Genomic DNA, 25,338 nt, shown 5'->3' on the forward strand with positions numbered 1-25,338 from the left:
GCGTCCTGCGGATTATCTTGCCCTGCCCTCAGTTATAGCCATTGGCCATTAGCCGCGCAATGTACCTCGTCGCCTCAACGAAGCTGCAGACGCCAGGCGCGATGGATACGGTTATTGCGCGCGAAGTCCGGGTCCAGGGTCTGGGCCGTGATCTCCTCCACCGCATAACGCGCCATCAGGTGCTCGTCCAACTGGAACTTGCGGAAGTTGTTGGAGAAATACAGCACGCCACCCGGCGCCAGGCGGGCCATGGCCAGGTCCAGCAGTTGCACGTGGTCACGCTGCACATCGAACACGCCTTCCATGCGCTTGGAGTTGGAGAAGGTCGGCGGGTCGATGAAGATCAGGTCATAGCTGTCGCGGTTGCCTTCCAGCCAGGCCATCACATCGCCTTGCTCCAGGCGGTTGCGCTCGGAGAAGCCATTGAGTGCCAGGTTGCGTCGCGCCCAGTCCAGGTAGGTTTTCGACAGGTCGACGCTGGTGGTGCTGCGCGCGCCGCCCTTGGCCGCGTGCACGGTGGCCGTGGCGGTGTAGCAGAACAGGTTGAGGAAGCGCTTGCCGGCTGCTTCGCGCTGGATGCGCATGCGCATCGGGCGATGGTCCAGGAACAGGCCCGTGTCGAGGTAGTCGGTGAGGTTGACCAGCAGCTTTACGCCGCCTTCGTTCACTTCCTGGAAGCGGCCTTCGGTCGCCTGGCGCTCGTACTGGCGCGTGCCGCTCTGCCGCTCGCGACGCTTGAGCACCACACGCTGCGGCGAAATGCCCAGGGCCTGCGGGATGGCTGCCAGCGCGTCGAGCAGGCGTGCCTGGGCCTTGTCCGGGTCGACCGAACGTGGCGCGGCGTATTCCTGCACGTGCACCCAATCCTGGTACAGGTCGACCGCCAGGGCATATTCGGGCATGTCGGCATCGTACAGGCGGTAGCAATCGACCTGCTCGCGGCGGGCCCACTTGCCCAGTTGCTTGAGGTTTTTCTGCAGGCGGTTGGCGAACATCTGCGCCCCTTCCGACAGGCGCGCCGGCTCGCTGGCCGGTGCTGCCTGCTGGCGGGTTTCCGCGCCTTCAGGCTGCGCTTCGCGGCGCTCGCCGGTAACGAACTGGTCGGGCTGCACCTTGAACAGCAGCAGCTTGCACGGCAAGGCGCCGTTCCAGAACGCGTACTGCTTGTGGCTGCGAATGCCCATGCGCTTGCCCAGCTGCGGCGCGCCGGTGAACACCGCCGCCTCCCAGCCCATGCAGGCCTGGCGCAGGCGCTCGCCGAGGTTCTGGTAGAGGTACAGCAGGCTGGCTTCGTCACCCAGGCGCTCGCCATAAGGCGGGTTGCTGATGACCAGGCCTTTCTGGTTCTGGTCCGGGCGCGGCTCGAAGGTGCTGACTTCGCCCTGGTAGATCTTCACCCAGTCGCCCAAGCCGGCACGCTCGACGTTGTTGCGGCCTGGCTGGATCAGCCGCGGGTCGGCCTCGTAGCCACGAATCCACAGTGGTGGCTTGGCCAGGCCGGCCTGTGCCCGCGCCTGCGCCTCGTCATGCACCTTGCGCCACAACGCCGGTACATGGCCGAGCCAGGCACTGAAGCCCCAGCGCTCACGCTTGAGGTTGGGCGCGATATCGGCGGCGATCATCGCCGCTTCGACCAGGAAGGTACCCACACCGCACATCGGGTCGGCCAGCGCACCACCTTCGGCGGCAATGCGCGGCCAGCCGGCGCGGATGAGTACCGCCGCCGCCAGGTTTTCCTTCAGCGGCGCGGCACCTTGCTGCAGGCGGTAGCCACGCTGGTGCAGGCTGTGCCCGGAAAGGTCGAGGGAGAGAATGGCTTCGCCACGGTCCAGACGCAGGTGCACGCGCACATCAGGGTCGATCTTTTCCACTGACGGGCGCAGGCCTTCGCGGTTGCGCAGCTTGTCGACGATCGCGTCCTTGACCTTCAGCGCACCAAAGTGGGTGTTGTCGATGCCCGAGCCATGGCCGCTGAACTCCACCGCCAGGGTGCCGTCGGCTGCCAGATGATCGGCCCAGTCGACCGCGTGCACGCCGTCGTAGAGGTCGTCGGCGTTCTTCATGGAGAAGCGCTTGAGTACCAGCAGCACCCGGTTGGCCAAGCGTGACCAAAGGCACAGGCGGTAGGCGGTTTCCATGTCGGCGGCGCCGCGAATGGCCGAAGTGTGCTCGCGCACATCATCCAGGCCGAGGCTCCGCGCCTCTTCGGCAAGCAGGCCTTCCAGGCCTTTGGGGCAGGTGAGGTAAAGTTCGAAACGGTCCGACATGAGTAATCCAGCGCCTTGGGCTATTTGACTGACGGGGCGACGCATCGCCCCGCGATGTTTGCCCGCACTCCTTTCCAGCAGACGTGCGGGTGGCCCTTCCCGGCACGCGAACGTGCAATGAAAGGCCGGGCCGCCTGACCGATCTGTGCTTGGCCCAGTGGCAAAGACAGCTTAGATCATCAGGCAGTATGAAAAATTTTTTGCGATACCAGGGCCGATATGACCCTTCGTCGCATTTCAAATTATTTCTGTCATCCGCAAGCAACGCTGGCGAAATGACGTCAATGATCGGCAAACCCTGATCATAGCGGGCTCAACGCTAAACAAGGTTGAGTCGCATTTATTTACTTATCCCCTCACCCTTGGAAAGGTTACGTGCTTATGACAAATCGATCATTCACACCGTGACTCGCATTCGATAGAACTGGTCTCAGGCCGCTTCGCAACGAGGTGGCACTTTCAGCTCGCCACGCCGGCAGCGAGCGCACACCGGCAGAAAGACTCTGCCCGGCCTCGGAGAGGCCGACGGGACATTACAGTCAACAAGTGAGGGCAACACCCTATGAGAAGACTTAAGCGTGATCCGTTGGAAAGAGCATATTCACGTGGCTACCAATACGGGGTCACCGGCAAATCCCGCGAACTTTGCCCCTTCAATCTTCCTTCTGTTCGCCAAGCCTGGATCAACGGCTGGCGTGAAGGTCGCGGTGATAACTGGGACGGAATGACTGGCACCGCTGGCATCCATAGACTCAACGAAAATCACGCCGTTGGCTGAACGAGGACACTGAATTCGATTCACCATGCACGCCCTATCCGGGCGGCGGGCGAAGGCCCAGGGGCCCCTTGATGGGGCCCTTTTTTATTGCCGATCAAACCCGTGGCATTGCCGCGATAGCGTCCACCGCCTCGCGAATCAGCGCCGGCCCTTTATAGATGAAGCCGGAGTAGATCTGCACCAGGCTCGCCCCGGCAGCGATCTTCTCGGCGGCATGGCGGCCTTCGGTAATGCCGCCAGCGGCAATGATCGGCAGCTTGCCGCCCAGCTCGCCCGCCAGCACCTTGACGATATGGGTGCTCTTTTCCAGCACCGGCGCACCCGACAGGCCACCCGCCTCGTCACCGTACGGCAGGCCTTCGACACCTTCACGCCCCAGCGTGGTGTTGGTGGCGATCACCGCATCCATGCCCGACTCCATCAGCGCGGCGGCGACCAGGGCGGTTTCTTCGTCGCTCATGTCCGGGGCAATCTTGATTGCCAGAGGTACGCGCTTGCCATGCGTGCCGGCCAGTTGCTCGCGGCGCACGGCCAGGGCATCGAGCAGCTGCTTGAGCGAATCGCCGAACTGCAGGCTGCGCAGGCCCGGGGTGTTGGGCGAACTGACGTTGACCGTGATGTAACTGGCCTCGGTGTACACCTTGTCCAGGCAGATCAGGTAGTCATCGACGGCACGCTCCACCGGGGTGTCGAAATTCTTGCCGATGTTGATGCCCAGCACACCGTTGTAACGCGCAGCCCGTACCCGGCCGAGCAGGTGATCAACGCCCAGGTTGTTGAAGCCCATGCGGTTGATGATGGCCGTTGCCTCCGGCAGGCGGAACAGCCGTGGCTTGGGGTTGCCCGGCTGCGGGCGCGGGGTGACGGTGCCGATTTCGACGAAGCCGAAGCCCAGCTGGGCGAAACCGTCGATGGCCGCACCGTTCTTGTCCAGGCCGGCCGCCAGGCCCACCGGGTTGGCGAAGTTCAAGCCCATGACCGTAACCGGCAAAGCCGCCGGCTGCTTGCACAGCATGCCGTTGAGGCCGAGACGGCCACCGGCACCGATCAGGTCCAGGGACAGGTCATGGGAGGTTTCCGGGGAAAGCTTGAACAGCAGCTGGCGGGCCAGGGTATACATGGGCGGGCAAGGCTCGGGGTGAATGAGGGGGCGATTATAGCCAGCGTGGGGCCGGCATGACAGCAAATCGTGGGGCTGCTGTCAGATGGCACATCGGTTGCACCGGAAAAGCCCACAGCCTTATCAGTACGGGCGAGGACCCTTGTGAACACTGCACCCCGAGCAACGCCCCTGGCCTGGGTCAACGGCAGCGACGCGCCGGAAAAGCCCAGCCTGAACATCGGCTACATGGCCCTGACCGACTGCGCCTCGGTGGTAGTCGCCGCCACCCAGGGCTTCGCCCAGCAGCACGGCCTTACCCTCAACCTCAAGCGCCAAGGCTCCTGGGCCGGGCTGCGCGACAAGCTGGTCAGCGGCGAACTGGATGCGGCGCACTGCCTGTATGGCCTGGTGTACGCCGTGCACCTGGGCATCGGCGGTGTACCGGCCAGCGCCATGGCCGTGCTCATGGGGCTGAACCAGAACGCCCAGGCCATAAACCTGTCCCCGGCCCTGCAGCGCAAAGGCGTGACCAACCCTGAAGCACTGGCGCGCCTGGTGCACCAGCATGGCGCACGCCTCACCTTCGCCCAAACCTTCCCCACCGGCACCCACGCCATGTGGCTGTATTACTGGCTGGCCAGCCAGGGCATCCACCCATTGCGCGACGTCGACAGCGTGGTGGTACCACCGGCGCAAATGGCTGCGCATATCCAGGCCGGGCGCATCGACGGTTTCTGCGTGGGCGAACCCTGGGCTGCCGATGCAGTGGCCACGGGCCAGGGCTTCACCCTGGCCACCAGCCAGTCGATCTGGCCGGACCACCCGGAAAAGGTCCTGGCCTGCGCCCGCGCCTTTGCCGAGCAATACCCCAACAGCGCCCGCGCGCTGATCAAGGCGGTACTCGCCGCCAGCCGCTTCATCGAGCAAAGCCCGGAAAACCGCCGCAGCACTGCGCAACTGCTCAGCAGCAGCGCCTACCTGGACACTCCGCTGGCAAGTATCGAGCCGCGACTGCTCGGCAGCTACCACGATGGCCTGGGTAACCACTGGCAAGACCCGCACGCCCTGCGCCTGCACGATCACGGGCGGGCCAACCTGCCGTACCTGTCCGACGGCATGTGGTTCATGACCCAGTTCCGCCGCTGGGGCTTGCTGCGCGATGACCCCGACTACCTCGGCGTGGCCCGCCAGGTCCAGCAGCTGGCACTGTATGGCGAGGCGGCCCAAAGCCTAGGCGTGGCCTGCCCCGAGCAGCCGATGCGCAGCAGCCTGCTGATCGATGGCAGCCGCTGGGACGGCAGCGACCCCTACGGCTATGCCCGCAGCTTCAGCCTGCATGCCCTGGGCGACCTGCCCGATGCCCGTGTCGGCGCGTGAGGGGGACCATTCATGTTGCGCATCCTGCTGATCGACGACACCCAGAGCAAACTCGGCCGCCTCAAGGCGGCCTTGAGCGAGGCCGGCTTCGAGGTCATCGAAGCCCCAGGCCTGACCATCGACCTGCCCGCCTGCGTCGAAACGGTGCGCCCGGACGTGGTGCTTATCGATACCGACTCACCGGACCGCGATGTGATGGAACAGGTGGTCCTGGTCAGCCGTGACCAGCCACGGCCAATCGTGCTGTTCACCGACGAGCATGATCCCGGGGTGATGCGCCAGGCGATCCAGGCAGGGGTCAGCGCCTACATCGTCGAAGGCATCCATGCCGCGCGGCTGCAACCGATCCTGGATGTGGCCATGGCCCGCTTCGAAAGTGACCAGGCGCTGAAGGCGCAGCTGCTCGCACGGGACCAGCAACTGGCTGAACGCAAGCGCATCGAGCAGGCCAAGGGTTTGCTGATGAAGATGAAGGACTGTAACGAAGAACAGGCCTACACCCTGATGCGCCGCCAGGCCATGAGCCGGCAGCAGAAGCTGATCCAGGTGGCCGAGCAGATCATTGCCATGCACGAGATGCTGGGCTAGCAACCTGCTTCACGCGGTCCCCTGTAGGAGCGGCCTTGTGTCGCGATGGGCTGCGCAGCAGCCCCGGTAATCTCTGCCGCGAAGCTGAGATCCTGGGGCTGCTGCGCAGCCCATCGCGACACAAGGCCGCTCCTACAAGGGGACTGCAACTTCTCAGAGTTGGCCCATCTCTTGCTCAACAAATATCACCGGTAGCCAACGGCGGTTGCCCCACTTAATCCCCGACAAAGACGTCGCTCTCCCCTCCACGCACGTGGAGCGGGTAGCGGCGTCTTTTTCGTTCCGTTGCATTGCCGAGTGAGGTGTTCGATGAGTACCAGCTTCTGGAAATCCGGGCATGTGCCCACGCTGTTCGCCGCGTTCCTGTACTTCGACCTCAGCTTCATGGTCTGGTACCTGCTTGGCCCATTGGCGGTGCAGATTGCCGCCGATCTGCAGCTGAGTGCACAACAACGGGGCCTGATGGTGGCCACGCCGATCCTGGCCGGGGCGATCCTGCGCTTCGCCATGGGCGTGCTGGTTGACCGCCTGTCACCCAAGACCGCGGGGCTGATCGGCCAAGTGGTGGTCATCGTCGCCCTCGCCGCTGCCTGGCACCTGGGCGTGCACAGCTATGAACAAGCGCTGCTGCTGGGCGTGTTCCTCGGCTTTGCCGGCGCTTCGTTCGCCGTGTCACTGCCGCTGGCCTCGCAATGGTACCCGCCACAGCACCAAGGCAAAGCCATGGGCATTGCAGGTGCCGGCAACTCCGGCACAGTGTTCGCCGCCCTGCTGGCCCCCGCGCTGGCTGCGGGCTTTGGCTGGAACAATGTGTTCGGCTTCGCACTGGTCCCGCTGTCGCTGGCCCTGTTGGTGTTCGCCCTGCTGGCACGCAATGCTCCGCAGCGGCCCAAGCCAAAAGCCATGGCCGATTACCTCAAGGCCCTGGGCGACCGTGACAGCTGGTGGTTCATGTTCTTCTACAGCGTCACCTTCGGCGGCTTCATCGGCCTGGCCAGCGCCCTGCCCGGCTATTTCAGTGACCAGTATGGCCTGAGCCCGGTCACCGCTGGCTACTACACCGCTGCCTGCGTGTTCGCCGGCAGCCTGATGCGCCCACTTGGCGGCGCCTTGGCTGACCGCTTCGGCGGCATCCGCACCCTGCTGGGCATGTATAGCGTGGCGGCCATCTGCATCGCCGCAGTCGGCTTCAACCTGCCTAGCGCCGCCGCCGCACTGGCCCTGTTCGTCAGCGCCATGCTCGGCCTGGGAGCCGGCAATGGCGCGGTGTTCCAACTGGTACCGCAACGCTTCCGCCAGGAGATCGGCGTGATGACCGGGCTGATCGGCATGGCCGGCGGCATCGGGGGCTTCCTGCTGGCCGCCGGGCTTGGCACCATCAAGCAGCACGCCGGTGACTACCAGCTGGGGCTGTGGCTGTTCGCCAGCCTGGGCTTGCTGGCCTGGTTCGGCCTGCACGGCGTGAAACAGCGCTGGCGCACCACCTGGGGCTCGGCTGCGGTTACCGCGGCACGGGTCTGAGGCACAGCCATGAGCCTGCAACTGAACTTTGCCCAGGCCAGCGCCACCGGGCCGCGCGAGGAAAACCAGGACGCCCTGCGCCTGGTTACCCCGGCGCCGGAGCTGGCCGCCAGCAAAGGCTACCTGTTCGCCCTCGCCGACGGCGTCAGCCAATGTGCCGATGGCGGCCTGGCAGCCCGTGCCAGCCTGCAGGCGCTGGCCCTGGACTATTACGCCACCCCCGCGACCTGGAGCGTGGCCCAGGCACTGGACCGCCTGCTGCTGGCGCAAAACCGCTGGCTGCGCGCCCAAGGCAGTGGCCAGCCACTGCTGACCACCCTCAGCGCGCTGGTGCTGCGCGGCCGACGCTTTACCCTGGCCCACGTAGGTGACTGTCGCGTGTACCGCTGGCACGCCGGGCGCCTGCAATGCCTGAGCGAAGACCATGTATGGGACCAGCCCGGCATGCAGCATGTACTGAAGCGCGCGCTGGGCCTGGACCAGCACCTGCTGGTGGATTATCTGGAAGGTGAGCTGCAGCCGGGCGAGAGTTTCCTGTTGTTGAGCGATGGCGTATGGGCCAGCCTGGGCGACCAGCACATCCAGGCGGTGCTGCGCGAGCAACCCGACCTGCAACTGGCCGTCGATACCCTGGTCGCCAGCGCGCACCTGAACGGCAGCCAGGACAACGCCAGTGCCTTGCTGGTGCAGGTCGAGCAATTGGGCACTGCCAACCTGGGTGACACCCTGGCGCAACTGCAGCAATGGCCGGTGCCCGGCCCATTGCGTGAAGGCCAGGTAATTGATGGCTGGCAAGCCGAAAAGCTGCTTTCGCAAAGCCGCCAGTCGCTGCTGTACCGGGTGCGCGATAGTCAGGGCCGAGCCTGGCTGCTGAAGACACTGCCACCCGCGCGCGAGCAGGAGCCCGGCGCGGCGCAAGGGCTGTTGCTGGAGGAATGGTTCCTGCGCCGGGTCGCTGGCCGGCACTTTCCCGAGCTGCACACCGCCAGCCAGCGCCAGCACCTGTACTACGTGATGCGCGAATACCCCGGCCAGAGCCTGGCGGCGCTGCTGGCCGAGCATGGCCCGCTGCCCATGCCGCAGTGGCTGGAGCTGGCCCGGCAACTGCTGCAGGCGGTCGGCGTATTGCACCGGCGCAACCTGCTGCACCGCGACATCAAGCCAGAGAACCTGCACCTGGGCAGCGATGGGCAGCTGCGCCTGCTGGACTTCGGCCTGGCCTACTGCCCGGGCTTGTCCGAAGACCCGCTGCACGAGTTGCCGGGCACACCGTCATACATTGCCCCGGAAGCGTTCGACGGCCAACCGCCCAGCCCACGCCAGGACCTGTATGCCGTGGGTGTGACGTTGTATCACCTGCTGACCGGGCATTACCCCTACGGCGAGGTGGAGGCCTTCCAGCGCCCACGCTTCGGCCAGCCGGTCAACGCCGCGCGCTACCGCCCTGACCTGCCGGAATGGCTGCAGCACAACCTGCAGCAGGCGCTGGCAGCCGACCCGGCGCAGCGCTTCGAAACCGCCGAACACTGGCTACTGCTGCTCGAACGTGGCGACCGCCAGGAGCTGCCCACCCGGCCACGGCCGTTGCTGGAGCGCGAACCGTTGAAGGTCTGGCGCACCCTGGCCCTGCTGTCCTTGCTGTTCAACCTGATTTTGCTGCTCACCCTGCTCAAGGGCTGAACGCACCTTGCCGATGAGGAAACCCTGATGAATGCGAAAGTCTGGCTGGTTGGTGCTGGTCCTGGTGATCCGGAGCTGCTCACCCTCAAGGCTGTACGCGCCTTGCGGCAAGCCGCTGTGGTGATGATCGACGACCTGGTCAACCCGGCGGTGCTGGAGCACTGCCCACAGGCCCGTGTGATTGCCGTGGGCAAGCGCGGCGGCTGCCGCTCCACGCCGCAGGCGTTCATCCAGCGCCTGATGCTGCGCCATGCGCGGCAAGGGCGCTGCGTGGTCCGGCTCAAGGGCGGCGACCCGTGCATCTTCGGCCGCGGCGGTGAAGAGGCGCTGTGGTTGCAGGGGCATGGTATCGAGGTGGAAGTGGTCAACGGCATCACCGCCGGCCTGGCTGGCGCCACGCAATGCGGGATTTCCCTGACCTCACGGGGTGTGAGCCGGGGCGTGACGCTGGTCACGGCCCATACCCAGGACGACAGCGAACTTAACTGGGCGGCCTTGGCCCAGGGCGGGACGACGCTGGTGGTGTACATGGGCGTGGCCAGGCTGGAGCAGGTGCGCCAAGGGTTGCTGGACGGGGGCATGGCACCGGCGACGCCGGTGGCGATGATCGAGAATGCCTCGTTGCCGCAGCAGCGGGAGTGCAGGAGCGATGTGCGGGGGATGGTCGAGGATGCGCGGGGGTTTGGCTTGCGTAGCCCGGCGATTTTGGTGATTGGGGAGGTGGTTGGGGAACAGCAGGCCCTGGGGCTGATCGCATTAGCGGGCTGAACGCCATCCCTGTAGGAGCAGCCTTGCGCTGCGAAGAGGCCGGTAAGGGCAATGGTATTCTGTTGCTGTAATGGCCTCTTCGCAGCGCAAGGCTGCTCCTACAGGCATTGTGCAGGCTTTGAGACCGGATAAATCCCAGGCAAAGAAAAACCCGGCCGAGGCCGGGTTTTTCATGAAGCTTCAAACCAATTACTTGGCCTGGGCTTCTACCTGAGCTTCAACGCGACGGTTGACAGCGCGGCCTTCTTCGGTGGCGTTGTCGGCAACCGGACGGGTTTCGCCGTAGCCAACCGAATCAACACGGCTGGATTCTACGCCGTACTGCTGGGTCAGGACCTGCTTGACAGCGTTGGCACGACGCTCGGACAGCTTCTGGTTGTAAGCGTCTGGGCCGACGGAGTCAGTGTGACCTTCCACGGTGGTGGTGGTCTGTGGGTACTGCTTCATGAAGTCAGCCAGGTTCTTGATGTCGCCGTAGCTGTTTGGCTTGACGACCGACTTGTCGAAGTCGAACTTGACGTCCAGCTCAACGCGAACGACTTCGGCAACAGCCGGGCAGCCATCAGCGTCAACGGTAACGTTAGCCGGGGTGTCAGGGCACTTGTCGACGTTGTCGCAAACGCCGTCGTTGTCGGAGTCGGAGCACACTTCGGCAACTGGGGCCGGAGCGACTTCAGCTTGCTTCGGGCTACCGCCGAAGTTCAGACCAACACCAACGGTCGGGCCCCACTCGGTGTTGCCGTTGTCGATGTTGTACATGGCTTCTACACCAGCACGGGCGAAGAACATGTCGGTGATGTACCACTTGGCGCCAGCGCCAACGTTGGCGAAGGTGGAGTGGTCGCGGCCGCTACGAGTGGCCTGGCCCAGGCTCTCGTGAGCGAAACCGGCGGAAACGTACGGACGCAGAGCGTCGCCAACGGTACCGAAGTGGTAGGTAGCGTCGAGCTTGGCCTTGGAACCTTTGATGTCTTTGTTGAAGACTTCACCACGAGCGTTGTGGGTCTCGTTGTAGCCGAGGTCCAGGGAAACGTCGTCGGTCAGGAAGTAGCCCAGGCGAACACCAGGATTGGTGCCGTCGTTCTTGAAGTTACGTTCGCTGTCGTAGTACTGCTTGGTAACGTTGCCTTCGATTTCCACAGCGCCTTGGCCTTGAGCCAGAACGCCGAACGAAGTAGCAGCGACGAGCGAGCCAATGGCCAAGCCCAAGGTGTTTTTCAATTTCATCCGTTAAATCCCCATCTGGTGATAGTTAAGCAGTCCCACCACAAACAAGGGGGACAACTCGACGGCAAGTCTAGCAGAACTCGCCGGTTCGTTAGAGATATTTGCACGCCACTAAGTTTCATCGAGGCCGGCAAATTTCTCCCGAAGCTTGTCTAGCGCGCGCTTGTAGCGCATTTTTGTCGCGCTCAGGCCCATGTGCATGATGTCGGCAATTTCCTGAAATTCCAGCTCTGCGACAAAACGCAGCACCAGGATTTCCCGGTCAATCGGGTTCACATGCACCAGCCACTTGTCCAGCCCGCCTTTTTCTTCCGGCTTCGGAGCCTTGTCTTCGGACGCCTCTTCGACAGGGTCCAGACTCAAGGCATCCATCAACCGACGTTTACGGCGCTCCTTGCGGTACTGGGTAATGCATTCGTTGTAGGTGATGCTGTAGAGCCAGGTCTTGAACTTGGACTTACCCTCGAAGTTCTTCAGCCCGTACAGCACTTTCAACATGACTTCCTGACAGACATCGTCCGCGTCACGGTCGTTCCCCAGATAACGTGCACAGACGTTGAACAGGGTCCGTTGGTAGCGCCGCATGAGCTCCTCATAGGCGCGGGTAACGTGGTACAGCTCTTCATGCGAACGCGCCACCAACTCTTCGTCGGTGAGCTCGCGGGGGTCATAACGCATGGGCGGCGAATGAACTTTATTCAAAACGGATCTGGCCGACAGTCAGGTCAATGTCGCCGCGCGACCCCGTGGGTCGATTTTCGCGGCGGCATACATTAACAGCTTTGTGCGGTTAGCGGCTATTGACTCGCTGCTCAAGCAACTCGCGGTTGGACAGCGACACCAGTTCGCCATCATCGGTCAGCAGCGTCGTCTTGACCGTGCCGATTTCCTCGATGTGCCCTTCGACCTCTCCAATTCGCACCTGCTGGCCCACCTGATACAGTTCGCGCACGTAAATGCCGGCCAGGATCTGCCCGGCGATTTCGCGGCTACCCAGGCCCATTGCCAGCGCAACGGCCAGACCAACGGTAATCAGCCCGATCACGATCACATGGTTCAGCAGGTCGGTTTTCACCTCCAGCTGGCTGATGGCCACCGAGATGCTGATGATGATCACCAGGCCCTGGGTGATACGCCCCAGGCCTGCCGAGTACTCCAGGCCGATGCCTTCGGCAGCGCCGCGTACCAGGCCGTTGGCCACCTGGGCCAGCAGCACGCCGGCCAGCAGCACCAGGGCTGCGCCGAACACCTTCGGCAGGTAAAGGGCAAGCATGTCGAGGGTTGCCGAAACCCGCTCCAGGCCCAGCGACTCTGCGGCCGAGACCAGGAAGATGAGCAGCACGAACCAGTAGACGATCTTGCCGATCAGGGTGGAGATGGGTACCTGGATGCCGACCCGGCCGAGCATCTTGGTCAGGCCGGTGCCGGCCATCAGGCGGTCCAGGCCGAACTTGGCCAGCAGTTTGGACAGCAGCGTGTCGAGCAGCTTGGCCACCACGAAACCGAGCAGCACCACGACCAGCGCGCCGAACAGGTTGGGGATGAAGTTCGCTACCTTGGTCCAAAGGGCAGTCATGGCGGTGACCAGGCTCTGGGTCCAGAGATCGAGTTCCATATTCAATCGGCCTTATCTGCTTTGCTGCCGTTGGCAGCGTTGCGGGAAGAGTGTCGACGCACCGGCGCAACATGCGCCGCGCCATTGTTCACGGCGATCAGCAGCGCCTGGCTCCAGCGGCCAAGCAGGCTGAACAGATCGCCCGCGCCAACCTGGCGATTGGCGGTTTTCAGCACGCGACCCAGGCAAGCGGCGTCGTCCCGGTCGTCCCGGTCATTGCCGGAGGGGGACGCCTTGAGCAGGTCGCGCAGGGATTCTTCAAACGGATCGTGCATGGGCACCTCGCGCAGTGTCAGTCAGAGACGAGATGGCCGGTCGATGGGTCACACATCGCATTGGGACGAGTGTTTCAAAATGAATGCGCGTCGGCTTCTTCGCGGGCACGCCCGCTCCCACAGGGATCCCACAGAACCTGAAGGCTGTGGTGTCCCTGTGGGAGCGGGCGTGCCCGCGAAGAGGCCAGAGCAGGTCAATCGACATCTATACCCACCGCAACCGCCGAAACAGCCACCACTGCCCCACCGCCAGCCCCAGCACGACGATGCAGGCGAACAGGAAACCATAGGGGTTTTCCGCCCCGGGGATGCCGCCGACATTGATGCCCAGCAGCCCGGTGATGAAGCTCATGGGCAGGAAGATGCAGGTGATGATGCCGAAGCGGTACATGGTGCGGTTCATGCGCTCGCTACGCCGGCGATCCTGGCTTTCCAGCACCAGCGCGGCACGTTCGCGGGTCAGTTCCAGCTCTTCGAGGTAGCGGATGAGGCTGTTGTTCAGCTCGTTCCAGTAATCGGCGTCGGCATCGGCGAACCAGCTCCATTTGCTACGCGACAACTGGGCGTAGATTTCCCGCTGCGGGGCAAGAAAACGCCGCAGACCGGCGGCACGCCGGCGGATCTGCTGCAGGCTGCCGTTCTCCGGGGTATACCGTTCGTCGGATTCAACCTTTTCTTCCTCAATGTCGGCCAGTTCGGACAGGTCGCTGACCAGACCCTGAACCTTTTCGGTGAGCAGTTCGCCCATCAGCAGCAACAGCTCGGAAGCCGATTTCGGGCCCCTGCCCTCTTCGAGCTGCTGGAGAATCTCGTCACTGGCGCGCAACGGCCGCAGGCGCAGCGAGATGACCCGCTGCGCCTCGGCAAAGATACGCACCGAGACCATGTCTTCCGGCTCTGCACCCGGGTTGAGGTTGACCCCACGCAGGAACAGCAACAACTGTTCATCGGCCATGGGCAGCAGGCGCGGCCGGGTGTTTTCTTCCAGCAGCAGCTCGCAGGCGAACGCGCTCAGGCCGCTGTCATGCAGCAGCCAGGTGCGGGTTTGCGGATGGCTGCGATCCCAGTGCAGCCACAGGCTTTGCTCGGGTTGCAGCTGCAGGTCGTCCAGCTCGGTACGGGCAATCGAGCGCGCGCCACCTTTGCCATCGAGCACCAGGGCGTGCACCAGCCCCCACTGCGCGTTGTCTTCCTCGAACATCAAAGCTCCATCAGCGCGGGCGGCGCCTTACTCAGGCATTTTCAACGGGCTTGGCGACACCAGCACGCCATTGTTGTCGGCATACACATACTCGCCCGGGCGGAAGGTCACCCCGGCGAAGGTCACTGGCACGTTGAGGTCGCCGATGCCGCGCTTGTCGGTCTTCATCGGGTGGCTGGCCAGGGCCTGCACGCCGACGTCGGTCTGGATCAGCACGTCGACGTCGCGCACGCAGCCGTAGATCACCAGGCCTTCCCAACCGTTCCTGGCGGCCTTCTCGGCGAGCATGTCGCCGAGCAGTGCGCGGCGCAGCGAGCCGCCACCATCGACGACCAGGACCTTGCCCTTGCCATCGAGCTCGACCTGCTCCTTGACCAGCGAGTTGTCTTCGAAGCACTTGATGGTGACGATCTGGCCGCCGAACGAATCGCGGCCGCCGAAATTGCTGAACATCGGTTCCAGCACCTGCACCAGGTCCGGGTAGGCATCACACAGGTCGGGCGTAACGTAATGCTGCATGGGAAGCTCCTGTCAGTCACAACGAAAGCGGGTATCGGCCAAGGCTACACCGTAGAGCCCATTGCAGTCATCCGGGACCAAGCAGTCAGTTGTGTTTTGCCTGTACCGGCCCTTTCGCGGGCACGCCCGCTCCCACAGGGTTTTCACTGCACCCGAGCCCTGTGCAATTCCTGTGGGAGCGGGTTTACCCGCGAAGAGGCCAGCACAGGCGCAACCCATTCAACCGACGGGCACAGGCTCCGCCACCACCGTGGATTCATGCACCGGCACCAGCGGATCCCGCAGCCAACGCTCCACCAGCGGCCACACCTGCACCTGCGCGGCCTTGCTCACCAGCATGTCGACATGCCCGAAAGCGTCGAAGCCTTCCTCGAGCCCCAGCCGCAGAAACTGCTTGCGCTCACCGCCGAATTGCTCGAACAGCTTGCGGCAGGCCCACACCGGGTCCTGGAAGTCCCCCGCACCAGCCACGGCCAGCAGCGGCACATCCACCTTGGCCAGCCCCGCCCACCAGTCGCTCTGTTTATCGCCAAAGCGCCCGAACAGGCCATGCCAGCGCATGCTTTCCAGGGCCAGGCCGATCGGCTCATCCTCCGGCCCACGTTTGAAACGAGGCCCGGAAATCTGCCCCCAGCGCTTGAGCAGCAGCTTGGCCCCCCAGGCCAGCGGTGGCACCTTCAGCGGCCAGTACACGCGGCTGATCTGGGTACCGAACAGCGCCACGCTGGCCACCTGTTCGGCAGCCAGAAAACCACCGCCCAGCGCTGCCGCCAGGGTCGTGCCGCCCAGGGAATGGCCGACCCAGTGCGGCGTCTGGCCCGACTGCTCGCGCACGAACGCGGCAATCAGCGGCAGGTCATCGCGGGCATAGGCGGCAACGCTGTTGTGCTTCCAGTCATGGTTGCGCGGCGACAGGCCATGGCCGCGCATTTCCGGGATCCACACATCGAAGCCGGCGCGGGCGAGATAGGCGCCCAGGCCAACCCCTTTGGGGGAATACCAGAAGCGGCGGTTGGAGAAGCTGCCGTGCAAGAGAATGACCGGTACGCCCTGGGCCTGCCCCTGATCGGCCAGCCCCAGGCGGGTGACAGCCAGCTCGACGCTGGGGTCAGGGCTGTTGCCGGCCTTGATCCGATATACGTCTTCGCTGAGGTCGCCGCGGCGTTCGGCACTGAGCAGGGCCACGGGGAATAGAGTGCTGCTGCTTTGCATAAGGTTGCTTGGTGCACAAAAAAGGGCGGGATCCATTGCTGGAGCTCGCCCTGGAAAAAACCAGGCGGGGGTACGCCAGACGTACCCCCGCGTTTTACTGCATCAGACCGCGCCCTGGCCTTCCGCCAGGTAGAACCAGGTTTCGAGTACCGAATCCGGGTTCAGCGACACGCTGTCGATACCCTGCTCCATCAGCCACTTGGCCAGGTCCGGGTGGTCCGACGGGCCCTGGCCGCAGATGCCGATGTACTTGCCAGCCTTGTTGCACGCGGCAATGGCGTTGGCCAGCAGCTTCTTCACCGCAGGGTTACGCTCGTCGAACAGGTGGGCGATGATGCCCGAGTCACGGTCCAGGCCCAGGGTCAGCTGGGTCAGGTCGTTGGAGCCGATCGAGAAGCCGTCGAAGTACTCCAGGAACTCTTCGGCGAGGATGGCGTTGGACGGCAGTTCGCACATCATGATCACGCGCAGGCCGTTGTCGCCACGTGCCAGGCCGTTTTCGGCGAGCAGGTCGACAACCTGGCTGGCTTCACCCAGGGTACGCACGAACGGCACCATGATCTCGACGTTGGTCAGGCCCATCTCGTTGCGCACGCGCTTGAGCGCACGGCACTCGAGCTCGAAGCAGTCACGGAACGATTCGCTGATGTAACGCGAAGCGCCACGGAAGCCGAGCATCGGGTTCTCTTCTTCCGGCTCGTACAGCTTGCCGCCGATCAGGTTGGCGTACTCGTTGGACTTGAAGTCCGACAGGCGCACGATGACCTTTTTCGGGTAGAAGGCCGCAGCCAGGGTGCTGATGCCCTCGACCAGCTTCTCGACATAGAAGCCTACCGGGTCGTTGTAGCCGGCGATGCGCTTGTCGACGCTGTCCTTCAGGTCGGCTGGCAGGCCGGCGTAGTTCAGCAGCGCCTTGGGGTGCACGCCGATCATGCGGTTGATGATGAACTCCAGGCGCGCCAGGCCGACACCGGCGTTGGGCAGCTGGGCGAAATCGAAGGCACGGTCCGGGTTGCCGACGTTCATCATGATCTTGAATGGCAGGTCGGGCATGGCGTCGACCGAGTTCTGCTTCACATCGAAGCCCAGCTCGCCCTCGAAGATGAAGCCGGTATCGCCTTCGGCACAGGACACAGTCACACCCTGGCCGTCTTTCAGCACCTGGGTGGCGTTGCCGCAACCGACCACGGCCGGAATGCCCAGCTCACGGGCGATGATCGCCGCGTGGCAGGTACGCCCGCCACGGTTGGTGACGATGGCGCTGGCGCGCTTCATCACCGGTTCCCAGTCCGGGTCGGTCATGTCGGAGACCAGCACGTCGCCCGGCTGGACCTTGTCCATTTCCGATACGTCGTTGATCACGCGGACCTTGCCGGCGCCGATGCGCTGGCCAATGGCGCGGCCTTCGACCAGAACGGTGCCCTTCTCTTTCAGCAGGTAGCGTTCCATGACGTTGGCGCTGGAGCGGCTCTTCACCGTCTCGGGGCGCGCCTGGACGATGTACAGCTTGCCGTCGTCACCGTCCTTGGCCCATTCGATGTCCATCGGGCGCTGGTAGTGCTGCTCGATGATCATGGCCTGCTTGGCCAGCTCGCTGACCTCGGCATCGGTCAGGCAGAAGCGCGCGCGCTCGGCGCGGTCCACTTCGACGGTCTTGACCGAGCGGCCGGCCTTGGCTTCTTCGCCATAGACCATCTTGATTGCCTTGCTGCCCAGGTTGCGGCGCAGGATGGCCGGGCGGCCTGCCTGCAGAGTGTTCTTGTGCACGTAGAATTCGTCAGGGTTGACCGCACCCTGCACCACGGTTTCGCCCAGGCCGTAGGCGCCGGTGATGAACACCACGTCGCGGAAGCCCGACTCGGTGTCGAGGGTGAACATGACGCCGGCGGTGCCGGTTTCGGAGCGGACCATGCGCTGCACGCCGGCGGACAGGGCCACCAGCTTGTGGTCGAAGCCCTGGTGCACGCGGTAGGCGATGGCACGGTCGTTGAACAGCGAGGCGAACACTTCCTTGGCCGCGCGGATCACGTTGTCGACGCCGCGGATGTTGAGGAAGGTTTCCTGCTGGCCGGCGAACGAGGCGTCCGGCAGGTCTTCGGCGGTGGCAGAGGAACGCACGGCAACGGCCATGTTGTCGTTGCCGGCAGCCATTTCGGCGAAGGCCGTACGGATTTCCGAATCCAGACGTGCCGGGAAGTCGGCTTCCATGACCCACTGGCGAATCTGCGCGCCGGTCTTGGTCAGGGCGTTGATGTCATCCACATCGAGTGCGTCGAGCGCGGCATGGATACGGTCGTTGAGACCACTCTGTTCGAGAAAATCGCGGTACGCCTGCGCCGTAGTGGCAAAGCCGCCCGGCACCGATACACCAGCACCTGCGAGGTTGCTGATCATCTCGCCCAGGGATGCGTTCTTGCCCCCCACATGCTCCACATCATGGACGCCGAGCTTATCGAGGGAAACTACGTACTCTACCAAGGTGATCTCTCCACTAACTGTGTTGGAAAAGCTCAAGGGCGCCCGCCTGCCTTCGTTGACTTGGCCGGACGCTTGTGGCCTGTACCTGGAAAATAAGTGAGAATGCCGACAGCCGCATTCGGCAAACCGAACTTATCATATCCAAGAAACGTCATCAGCTTAAGGCCCAGATCGCAAATGAAACGAACCGCGTTCTTCATCTCCGACGGCACCGGCATCACCGCCGAAACCCTGGGCCAGAGTCTGCTCGCTCAATTCGAGAGCATTCCGTTCAATAAATTCACCCGTCCCTACATCGATTCGCCGGAAAAGGCGCGGACCATGGTCCAGCAAATCAACGCTGCGGCCGAGCGCGATGGTGTACGCCCGATCATCTTCGATACCATCGTCAATCAGGACATCCGTGAGATCCTGGCTACCTCGAATGGCTTCATGATCGACATCTTTTCTTCGTTTTTGTCCCCACTTGAACAGGAATTGACTGCCCATTCGTCGTATTCCGTCGGCAAGTCGCACTCCATTGGCGGCAATTCCAACTACATGGAACGCATCGAGGCGGTGAATTTCGCCCTGGACAATGACGATGGCGCACGCACCCACTACTACGACAAGGCCGACCTGATCCTGGTAGGCGTATCGCGCTGCGGCAAGACCCCCACCTGCCTGTACATGGCCATGCAGTTCGGCATCCGCGCCGCCAACTACCCGCTGACCGAGGACGACATGGAGCGCCTGCAGCTGCCGGCGGTGCTGAAAAAGCACCACAACAAGCTGTTCGGCCTGACCATCGACCCCGACCGCCTCACCGCCATCCGCCACGAGCGCAAACCCAACAGCCGCTATTCCAGCTTTGCCCAGTGCGAGTTCGAAGTGCGAGAAGTGGAGAGCCTGTTCCGCCGGGAGAACATTCCCAACATCAATTCCACGCATTTTTCGGTGGAAGAGATTTCGGCGAAGATCCTGGTGGAGAAAGGGGTGGAGCGCAGGTTCAAGTAAGCCTGTACCGGCCTCTTCGCGGGTAAACCCGCTCCTACAGGGGCCTCACTACACTCAAGCCTTGTGATAGCAGCACTGGAATAAAAAAGCCCCGGCATCACTGCCGGGGCTTTTCATTTCAGCTCATGGCTCAGGACGGCACCACCGCCGCCTGCCCGCTCATGGCCAGGTCGACCAGCTCGCGGTTGGCCACCGCGTACATCGCATAATCGGTACCCGTTGCATTGCGCAGGTCATCCAGCATGGCGCGCCAGCGCTCCACCATCCCCCGGTGCTGCTCGGCCCACAGCGCCACGCGGGCGTCCATGTCTTCCGGTGCATCGGCCATCTGCAGTACCGAGATGGTGATCGCCCGCTGCTGCAGGTCGATGTCGTCGCGGAACGCCTCGCGGGCCAGCGCCTGCCAGTTGTTCTCCACCGGCAGGTTGCTGATTTCCTGCAGGTACCAGGTCAGGTCCAGTGCGCTGCCCACGGCGAAGAACGCCTTGGCCACCTGCGCCGGGTCATGGCCGGTAACATCCGACGCCTCGATGATCGGCAACAGGGTGTACAGGTGGGTAGTGCCAGCCACCATGCGCGCCAGCAACTCCGGCACACCAGCCTCAACGAAGCCCTGGTAGCGCACCATCCAGCGCTCGCGGGTCGGGCCTTCGAGCAACTCGTCGAGCTTGAGCCCCAGTTGCGCGATCTTCGGCCCGAAGTGCGCGGTGTCGCGCCCGGCGTCCTGCTCGTTGCGGCGGCTGCGCAGGAACCAGCGGGTGGCACGACGGCCCAGGCGCATCAGCTCGTCCATCAGGGTCAGCTGGATTTCCGCCGGCACCTGGTAGTCCAGAGCCTCGATCTGACGGAACCAGTGCGGCAGGTGGAAGATGTCGCGCACGATCACGTAGGCCCCGGCCACGTTGGCCGGGCTCATGCCGGTCGACTCCTTCAGGCGCTGGACGAAGGTGATGCCCATGTTGTTGACCAGGTCGTTGGCGATCTGGGTGCTGACGATCTCGCGCTTCAGGCGGTGGCGGCGCATGGACTCGGCGAACTTGCTGACCAGCGACGGCGGGAAGGCGGTTTCCATGTCGCGGGTCAGGTAGTCATCGTCCGGCACCAGCGACTTGAGCAGCTGTTCCTTGAGGTCGATCTTGCTGTACGAGATCAGCACCGACAGCTCGGCGCGGGTCAGGCCCTGACCGGCGGCCAGGCGCTCGGCCAACTGCTCTTCGGACGGCAGGAACTCGATGGCACGGTCCAGCTTGCCTCGGGCCTCCAAGTCAGCCATCAGGCGCTTGTACTCGGCAATCCGCTCGCGGGCGCGGCGGGCCGCCAGCGACAGCGCCTGGGTCTGCTTGTAGTTGTTGCCCAGCACCAGCCCGGCCACTTCGTCGGTCATGCTGCCCAGCAGCTGGTTGCGCTGCTTCTCGGTCATGTCGCCACCCTGCACCACTTCGTTGAGCAGGATCTTGATGTTGACCTCGTGGTCGGAGCAGTCCACGCCGCCGGCGTTGTCGATGAAGTCGGTGTTGGTGGCGCCGCCATGCAGGCCGAACTCGACCCGGCCAAGCTGGGTCATGCCCAGGTTGCCGCCCTCGCCCACCACCTTGCAGCGCAGCTCGTTGCCATTGACCCGCAGCGCGTCGTTGGCCTTGTCGCCGACATCGGCGTGGCTCTCGGTGCTGGCCTTGACGTAGGTACCGATGCCACCGTTCCACAGCAGGTCTACCGGTGCCTTGAGCAGCGCATTGAGCAGCTCGGTCGGGGTCAGGCGATCGGCTTCGATGGCGAAGCGCTCTTTCATCTGCGGGCTGATGGCGATGCTCTTGGCACTGCGCGGGAAGATACCGCCGCCTTCGGACATGATGCTGGTGTCGTAGTCGCTCCAGGCCGAGCGCGGCAGGTCGAACAGGCGCTTGCGCTCGGCAAAGCTGGAAGCAGGCTCCGGGTTCGGGTCGATGAAGATGTGCAGGTGGTTGAACGCCGCCACCAATTGCAGCTTGTCGGACATCAGCAGGCCGTTGCCGAACACGTCGCCGGCCATGTCGCCGACGCCAATGACGGTGATCGGGTCTTCCTGCACATTGATGCCGCGCTCGCGGAAGTGGCGCTGCACGCCCACCCAGGCGCCGCGCGCGGTAATGCCCATCTTCTTGTGGTCGTAACCGGCCGAGCCGCCCGAGGCGAAGGCGTCGCCCAGCCAGAAGCCGTAGTCGATGGCGATGCCGTTGGCGATGTCCGAGAAGGTCGCGGTGCCCTTGTCGGCCGCCACCACCAGGTACGGGTCGTCATCGTCATGGCGTACCACGTTGGCCGGCGGCACCACGCCACCGTCCTTGAGGTTGTCGGTGATGTCGAGCAGGCCGGAAATGAAGATGCGGTAGCACGCCACGCCTTCGGCGGCGATCTCGTCACGGCTGCCGCCCAGCGGCAGGCGGCGCGGCAGGAAGCCGCCCTTGGCGCCGACCGGCACGATGACCGAGTTCTTGACCTGCTGGGCTTTCACCAGGCCCAGCACTTCGGTGCGGAAGTCTTCCTCGCGGTCGGACCAGCGCAGGCCGCCGCGGGCGACGTTGCCAAAGCGCAGGTGCACGCCTTCGACCCGTGGCGAGTAGACGAAGATCTCGAACTTGGGCACTGGTTTAGGCAGTTCGGGGATCAGCTTGGGGTTGAACTTGAAGCTGAAGTACGACTTGTTGTGGCCGTTGGCGTCCGGCTGGTAGAAGTTGGTGCGCAGGGTGGCCTTGATCAGGTCCAGGTAGCGACGCAGGATGCGGTCTTCGTTGAGCACCTGCACGTCGTCCAGCGCGGTCAGGATGGCTTGCTCCAGGCGCAGTTGCTTGTCATCCAGGTCTTCCTGGGTGAGTTTGCGCGCCAGGTAGAAGCGGGTCTTGAACAACCGGGTCAGCTCGCGGGCGATGTCGGTGTGGTTGTTCAGGGTACTGGCGATGTAGCCCAGGTCGAAGCCCAGGCGAATCTGCTTCAGGTAACGGGCGTAGGCGCGCAGCAACGCCACGTCGCGCCATGGCAGGCCGGCGGTCAGCACCAGGCGGTTGAAGGCGTCGTTCTCGGCATCGCCGCGGACGATGTGGATGAAGGCATCCTGCAGGGTGTCGTTGAGCTGCTGGATGTCCAGGCTCAGGCCTTCGCTGTAGGTGAAGGCGAAGTCGTGGATCCAGTAGCCGCGGCCACTGGCATGGCGCAGGCGGTACGGGAACTCGCCGAGTACGCGCAGGCCAAGGTTCTCCAGGATCGGCAGCACGTCGGACAGCGCCAGCGGCGTGTCGGCGTGGTACAGCTTGCAGTGCAGGGTGCGTTCCCCGACCTGGGTCAATGGCTGGTAGAAGCTCATCGCCAGCGGCTTGCTTTCCGACAGGTTCAGCACGTGCTGCAGGTCGACCACCGCCGAGTGCGCGGCGAAGCGCTCGCGGTAGCCGGCCGGGAAACCTTTGGGGAAGTCGGCGAGGATGTTGGTGCCCTGGGCTTCGCCGAAGTTCTCGATCACCAGCGCCGAGTAGTCGTCATGCCACGAGCGGCAGGCCTGGATCACTTCGCGTTCCAGCTGCTGCGGGTCGATGTCGATGCGGTTTTTCGGGTCTACCCGCAAAATCAGCTGCACACGGGCCAGCACCGATTCGGAGAAGAAGGTCCAGAACTCGCAGTCGCTGGCCTTCAGGCGCTCCATCAGCACCTGCTGGATCTTCTGCCGCACTTCGGTGGAGTAGATTTCCCGCGGTACATAGGCCAGGCAGTAGCAGAAGCGGCCGTATGGGTCCTTGCGCAGGAACACGCGGATCTTGTTGCGTTCCTGGATCTGCACGATCGACATGACGGTGCTGAACAGCTCGTCGACCGGGGTCTGGAACAGGTCGTCGCGCGGCAGTACTTCCAGTACCTGGGCCAGTTCCTTGCCCAGGTGGGCCTTGGGATCGAAGCCCGAGCGGCGCTCGACTTCGGTGACCTTCTGCCGGATATAAGGGATGGCATGCACGCTTTCGCCGTACACCGACGAGGTGTACAGGCCCATGAAGCGGTGCTCCTTGATCACCTTGCCATTGGCGTCCAGCTGGCGGATCGACACGTAGTCCGGGTAGGCCGGGCGGTGTACGCGGCTTGGCAGCGCGGCCTTGGCGAACGACAGCAGCAGCGGTTCGTTGAGGTAGGCCACGGCGTAGTCTTCGATGCGCAGCTCGTCGCTCGTCAGGCCCACGCGCAGGCGGCGCGGCAGGCCGAGGAACGACTGCTCGTCGTAGACCATCTGGCCGCCATCGGCGTCGCCCTTGACGGTGAATTCTTCATAGCCCAGGAAGGTGAAGTGGTTGTCCAGCAGCCACTCGAGGAAAGCCTTGACCTCGCCCTTTTCGTTCTGCGCCGGGCCAAAGGCGGTCTGCTCCACCTCCGCAACCACTTCACGCAGCTTGGCCTTCATCGGTTCGAAGTCGGCCACCACCACCCGCACCTCGGCCAGCACCTGCTCGATCTCGCGGGCCAGTACCGTCAGCTCGGCGGCGTTGGCGCAACGGTCGATCTCCAGGTACATCAGCGACTCATGGCGTACGCCCTCGCCCTGGGTGCCCTTGGGTAGCAGTTCAAGCAGCTCGCCCTTGGCGCCGCGGCGCACGCTGAGCACGGTGGTCTGCAGGGTGTGGATGCTGTAGCCGCGGCGGTTGAGCTCGGTGCGTACCGAGTCGACCAGGAACGGCAGGTCGTGGTGCAGCACTTCGACCACGCTGTGGGTCGATTGCCAGCCATTACGCTCGTAATCGGGGTTGTACACCCGTACTTGCGGGTATTCGGGGTCGAAACGCTCGATGATGCGCCAGGCTGACAGGGTGCAGCCGGCCAGGTCGGAAAGCCTGCGTTGGGTGAGTTCGTCCAGAGAGATGATGCCGAAGAACTGCTCGGCGAACAGCGCGACTTGTGGTAGGGACTGTTCGCTGATGTGCTGCGCCAGGGCCGCTTGCAGTTGATGCTGGAAGTCGGCTTTGCTGGCTGCGGTGAAGAACGCCATCTGTGGTACTCCGCTTGGGCTTTGTAATAATTGAAGCGTCGCTGCGTGCGCCGTGTACGGATCAACGATAGCCAACCCGTGGCAAGGCGGACGGTAAAACCAGGCGTTGAACGTGCGCAGGCACGCCCAGGGCTCGCCGAAGCTTAACGACTGATCGGTCATCAAGGCTTGCAGCGCTGCGACAATTTCGGTCAAGGGGCGGTAACTTTACGTTTATGCCTGTCGGCAAGACTGTCAGAATTCCCTTCCGTTTCCTTTGAACCGAGCCTTGTCCATGCAAATCAATACTGCCCTGCTGTTCGCCACCCCTTGCGATGACGAGGAAGACAACATGGCGACCCTGTGCTGCCACAGCGACAAGGGTCAGATGTTCCTGCTGACCCGCTACCCGGACGAAGACACCGTCGACCTTACCCTGGATGACGAGCCGTCGACGCTGGATGGCCTGAAAGTGACCCTGAGCGCCAAGCGCCTGCTGATCGAAGTGGCGGCCGGCGACCGGGATGCGCTGAAGGGGGATGAGGTGCTGGAGATCAACCTGACCAGCGAGTTGAGTGACATGGATGAAGTGAAGCAAACCCTGGAGAACATCCTGGCCGGGACCGGCACCTTTGTCTGCGAGCTATGACACGCTTCATCGAAGCGCTGCGCAGGATCTGCAGGAGCAGCCTTGTGCTGCGAAGAGGCCAGTGCAGTCAGCCAATTTCTTGAAATCCTGCACTGACCTCTTCGCAGCAC

Annotated in this window: 19 protein-coding genes; 8 read left to right on the forward strand and 11 right to left on the reverse strand. The window is 63.7% G+C overall.

Going from position 1 to position 25,338, the window contains the following annotated elements:
- Window positions 1–74: 74 nt before the first annotated feature.
- Entirely contained in the window at window positions 75–2,267 is a 2,193-nt protein-coding gene (gene rlmKL, locus WM94_RS24220; protein WP_061552294.1) for a bifunctional 23S rRNA (guanine(2069)-N(7))-methyltransferase RlmK/23S rRNA (guanine(2445)-N(2))-methyltransferase RlmL, read from the reverse strand.
- A 562-nt stretch (window positions 2,268–2,829) separates the two neighbouring features.
- Here rlmKL and rmf point away from each other — a divergent pair.
- Window positions 2,830–3,045: a ribosome modulation factor gene (rmf, locus tag WM94_RS29765; RefSeq protein ID WP_003248687.1), complete on the forward strand. Its 216-nt coding sequence runs from the start codon at window positions 2,830–2,832 to the stop codon at window positions 3,043–3,045.
- A 94-nt stretch (window positions 3,046–3,139) separates the two neighbouring features.
- On the opposite strand, the gene WM94_RS24225 is transcribed toward rmf, so the two are convergent.
- Window positions 3,140–4,165, reverse strand: coding sequence for a quinone-dependent dihydroorotate dehydrogenase (locus WM94_RS24225; RefSeq protein ID WP_061552295.1), 1,026 nt, complete (start codon window positions 4,163–4,165; stop codon window positions 3,140–3,142).
- A 144-nt stretch (window positions 4,166–4,309) separates the two neighbouring features.
- Here WM94_RS24225 and WM94_RS24230 point away from each other — a divergent pair, with 144 nt between their 5' ends.
- From WM94_RS24230 to cobA, 5 genes are all read left to right on the forward strand, one after another.
- Window positions 4,310–5,524: a CmpA/NrtA family ABC transporter substrate-binding protein gene (locus WM94_RS24230; protein ID WP_039614903.1), complete on the forward strand. Its 1,215-nt coding sequence runs from the start codon at window positions 4,310–4,312 to the stop codon at window positions 5,522–5,524.
- Window positions 5,525–5,536: 12 nt separating this feature from the next.
- The gene (locus WM94_RS24235) at window positions 5,537–6,112 is read left to right on the forward strand and encodes an ANTAR domain-containing response regulator (protein WP_013971673.1); all 576 of its coding nucleotides are present in this window, start codon (window positions 5,537–5,539) and stop codon (window positions 6,110–6,112) included.
- A 309-nt stretch (window positions 6,113–6,421) separates the two neighbouring features.
- Window positions 6,422–7,633 (forward strand): NarK/NasA family nitrate transporter, encoded by a 1,212-nt coding sequence (locus WM94_RS24240; protein ID WP_061552296.1) that lies wholly within the window; start codon window positions 6,422–6,424, stop codon window positions 7,631–7,633.
- A gap of 9 nt (window positions 7,634–7,642) precedes the next feature.
- Complete coding sequence (locus WM94_RS24245; protein ID WP_039614901.1) at window positions 7,643–9,313, forward strand: bifunctional protein-serine/threonine kinase/phosphatase; 1,671 nt, start codon at window positions 7,643–7,645, stop codon at window positions 9,311–9,313.
- Window positions 9,314–9,340: 27 nt separating this feature from the next.
- Entirely contained in the window at window positions 9,341–10,081 is a 741-nt protein-coding gene (gene cobA / locus WM94_RS24250; RefSeq protein WP_061552297.1) for a uroporphyrinogen-III C-methyltransferase, read from the forward strand.
- A 189-nt stretch (window positions 10,082–10,270) separates the two neighbouring features.
- Here cobA and WM94_RS24255 read toward each other — a convergent pair whose 3' ends face one another.
- The 8 genes from WM94_RS24255 to ppsA form a co-directional block, all read right to left on the reverse strand.
- Entirely contained in the window at window positions 10,271–11,308 is a 1,038-nt protein-coding gene (locus WM94_RS24255) for an OmpA family protein (protein WP_004376136.1), read from the reverse strand.
- Between the two features lie 111 nt (window positions 11,309–11,419).
- Window positions 11,420–11,986: an RNA polymerase sigma factor SigX gene (gene sigX, locus WM94_RS24260; protein WP_003248665.1), complete on the reverse strand. Its 567-nt coding sequence runs from the start codon at window positions 11,984–11,986 to the stop codon at window positions 11,420–11,422.
- 112 nt (window positions 11,987–12,098) lie between these two features.
- Window positions 12,099–12,923: a mechanosensitive ion channel domain-containing protein gene (locus WM94_RS24265; protein ID WP_004376138.1), complete on the reverse strand. Its 825-nt coding sequence runs from the start codon at window positions 12,921–12,923 to the stop codon at window positions 12,099–12,101.
- 2 nt (window positions 12,924–12,925) lie between these two features.
- Window positions 12,926–13,198 (reverse strand): hypothetical protein, encoded by a 273-nt coding sequence (locus WM94_RS24270; RefSeq protein WP_004376140.1) that lies wholly within the window; start codon window positions 13,196–13,198, stop codon window positions 12,926–12,928.
- Window positions 13,199–13,403: 205 nt separating this feature from the next.
- The gene (locus WM94_RS24275) at window positions 13,404–14,399 is read right to left on the reverse strand and encodes a zinc transporter ZntB (RefSeq protein WP_013971669.1); all 996 of its coding nucleotides are present in this window, start codon (window positions 14,397–14,399) and stop codon (window positions 13,404–13,406) included.
- Between the two features lie 27 nt (window positions 14,400–14,426).
- Window positions 14,427–14,918: a ribonuclease E activity regulator RraA gene (gene rraA / locus WM94_RS24280; protein ID WP_013971668.1), complete on the reverse strand. Its 492-nt coding sequence runs from the start codon at window positions 14,916–14,918 to the stop codon at window positions 14,427–14,429.
- Between the two features lie 219 nt (window positions 14,919–15,137).
- Window positions 15,138–16,130, reverse strand: coding sequence for an alpha/beta fold hydrolase (locus tag WM94_RS24285; protein WP_024086558.1), 993 nt, complete (start codon window positions 16,128–16,130; stop codon window positions 15,138–15,140).
- 102 nt (window positions 16,131–16,232) lie between these two features.
- A complete protein-coding gene (gene ppsA, locus WM94_RS24290) occupies window positions 16,233–18,608 on the reverse strand; it encodes a phosphoenolpyruvate synthase (protein ID WP_015269493.1) in 2,376 nt (791 codons plus the stop codon).
- Between the two features lie 177 nt (window positions 18,609–18,785).
- Here ppsA and WM94_RS24295 point away from each other — a divergent pair, with 177 nt between their 5' ends.
- Window positions 18,786–19,604 carry a pyruvate, water dikinase regulatory protein gene (locus WM94_RS24295; protein ID WP_009684026.1) on the forward strand — a complete coding sequence of 273 codons (819 nt, stop codon included), beginning with the start codon at window positions 18,786–18,788 and terminating at the stop codon, window positions 19,602–19,604.
- A 130-nt stretch (window positions 19,605–19,734) separates the two neighbouring features.
- Here WM94_RS24295 and WM94_RS24300 read toward each other — a convergent pair whose 3' ends face one another.
- On the reverse strand, window positions 19,735–24,600 hold the full coding sequence (locus WM94_RS24300; protein WP_013971665.1) for an NAD-glutamate dehydrogenase: 4,866 nt from the start codon (window positions 24,598–24,600) through the stop codon (window positions 19,735–19,737).
- A 274-nt stretch (window positions 24,601–24,874) separates the two neighbouring features.
- Here WM94_RS24300 and WM94_RS24305 point away from each other — a divergent pair, with 274 nt between their 5' ends.
- The gene (locus WM94_RS24305; protein ID WP_031324624.1) at window positions 24,875–25,228 is read left to right on the forward strand and encodes a hypothetical protein; all 354 of its coding nucleotides are present in this window, start codon (window positions 24,875–24,877) and stop codon (window positions 25,226–25,228) included.
- The last annotated feature ends 110 nt before the right edge of the window (window positions 25,229–25,338 follow it).

This window comes from Pseudomonas sp. ABFPK (genome assembly GCF_001586765.1).
GTDB classification, from domain to species: Bacteria; Pseudomonadota; Gammaproteobacteria; order Pseudomonadales; family Pseudomonadaceae; genus Aquipseudomonas; species Aquipseudomonas asiatica.

Coding starts and splice junctions, on each gene's coding strand:
- WM94_RS24255 (WP_004376136.1), bottom strand. CDS start 11,308: ATGAAATTGAAAAACACCTTGGGCTTGGCCATTGGCTCGCTCGTCGCT.
- WM94_RS24275 (WP_013971669.1), bottom strand. CDS start 14,399: ATGTTCGAGGAAGACAACGCGCAGTGGGGGCTGGTGCACGCCCTGGTG.
- sigX (WP_003248665.1), bottom strand. CDS start 11,986: ATGCGTTATGACCCCCGCGAGCTCACCGACGAAGAGTTGGTGGCGCGT.
- WM94_RS24305 (WP_031324624.1), top strand. CDS start 24,875: ATGCAAATCAATACTGCCCTGCTGTTCGCCACCCCTTGCGATGACGAG.
- WM94_RS24295 (WP_009684026.1), top strand. CDS start 18,786: ATGAAACGAACCGCGTTCTTCATCTCCGACGGCACCGGCATCACCGCC.
- WM94_RS24235 (WP_013971673.1), top strand. CDS start 5,537: ATGTTGCGCATCCTGCTGATCGACGACACCCAGAGCAAACTCGGCCGC.
- WM94_RS24240 (WP_061552296.1), top strand. CDS start 6,422: ATGAGTACCAGCTTCTGGAAATCCGGGCATGTGCCCACGCTGTTCGCC.
- rmf (WP_003248687.1), top strand. CDS start 2,830: ATGAGAAGACTTAAGCGTGATCCGTTGGAAAGAGCATATTCACGTGGC.
- cobA (WP_061552297.1), top strand. CDS start 9,341: ATGAATGCGAAAGTCTGGCTGGTTGGTGCTGGTCCTGGTGATCCGGAG.
- WM94_RS24270 (WP_004376140.1), bottom strand. CDS start 13,198: ATGCACGATCCGTTTGAAGAATCCCTGCGCGACCTGCTCAAGGCGTCC.
- WM94_RS24245 (WP_039614901.1), top strand. CDS start 7,643: ATGAGCCTGCAACTGAACTTTGCCCAGGCCAGCGCCACCGGGCCGCGC.
- WM94_RS24300 (WP_013971665.1), bottom strand. CDS start 24,600: ATGGCGTTCTTCACCGCAGCCAGCAAAGCCGACTTCCAGCATCAACTG.
- WM94_RS24285 (WP_024086558.1), bottom strand. CDS start 16,130: ATGCAAAGCAGCAGCACTCTATTCCCCGTGGCCCTGCTCAGTGCCGAA.
- WM94_RS24225 (WP_061552295.1), bottom strand. CDS start 4,165: ATGTATACCCTGGCCCGCCAGCTGCTGTTCAAGCTTTCCCCGGAAACC.
- rraA (WP_013971668.1), bottom strand. CDS start 14,918: ATGCAGCATTACGTTACGCCCGACCTGTGTGATGCCTACCCGGACCTG.
- WM94_RS24265 (WP_004376138.1), bottom strand. CDS start 12,923: ATGGAACTCGATCTCTGGACCCAGAGCCTGGTCACCGCCATGACTGCC.
- rlmKL (WP_061552294.1), bottom strand. CDS start 2,267: ATGTCGGACCGTTTCGAACTTTACCTCACCTGCCCCAAAGGCCTGGAA.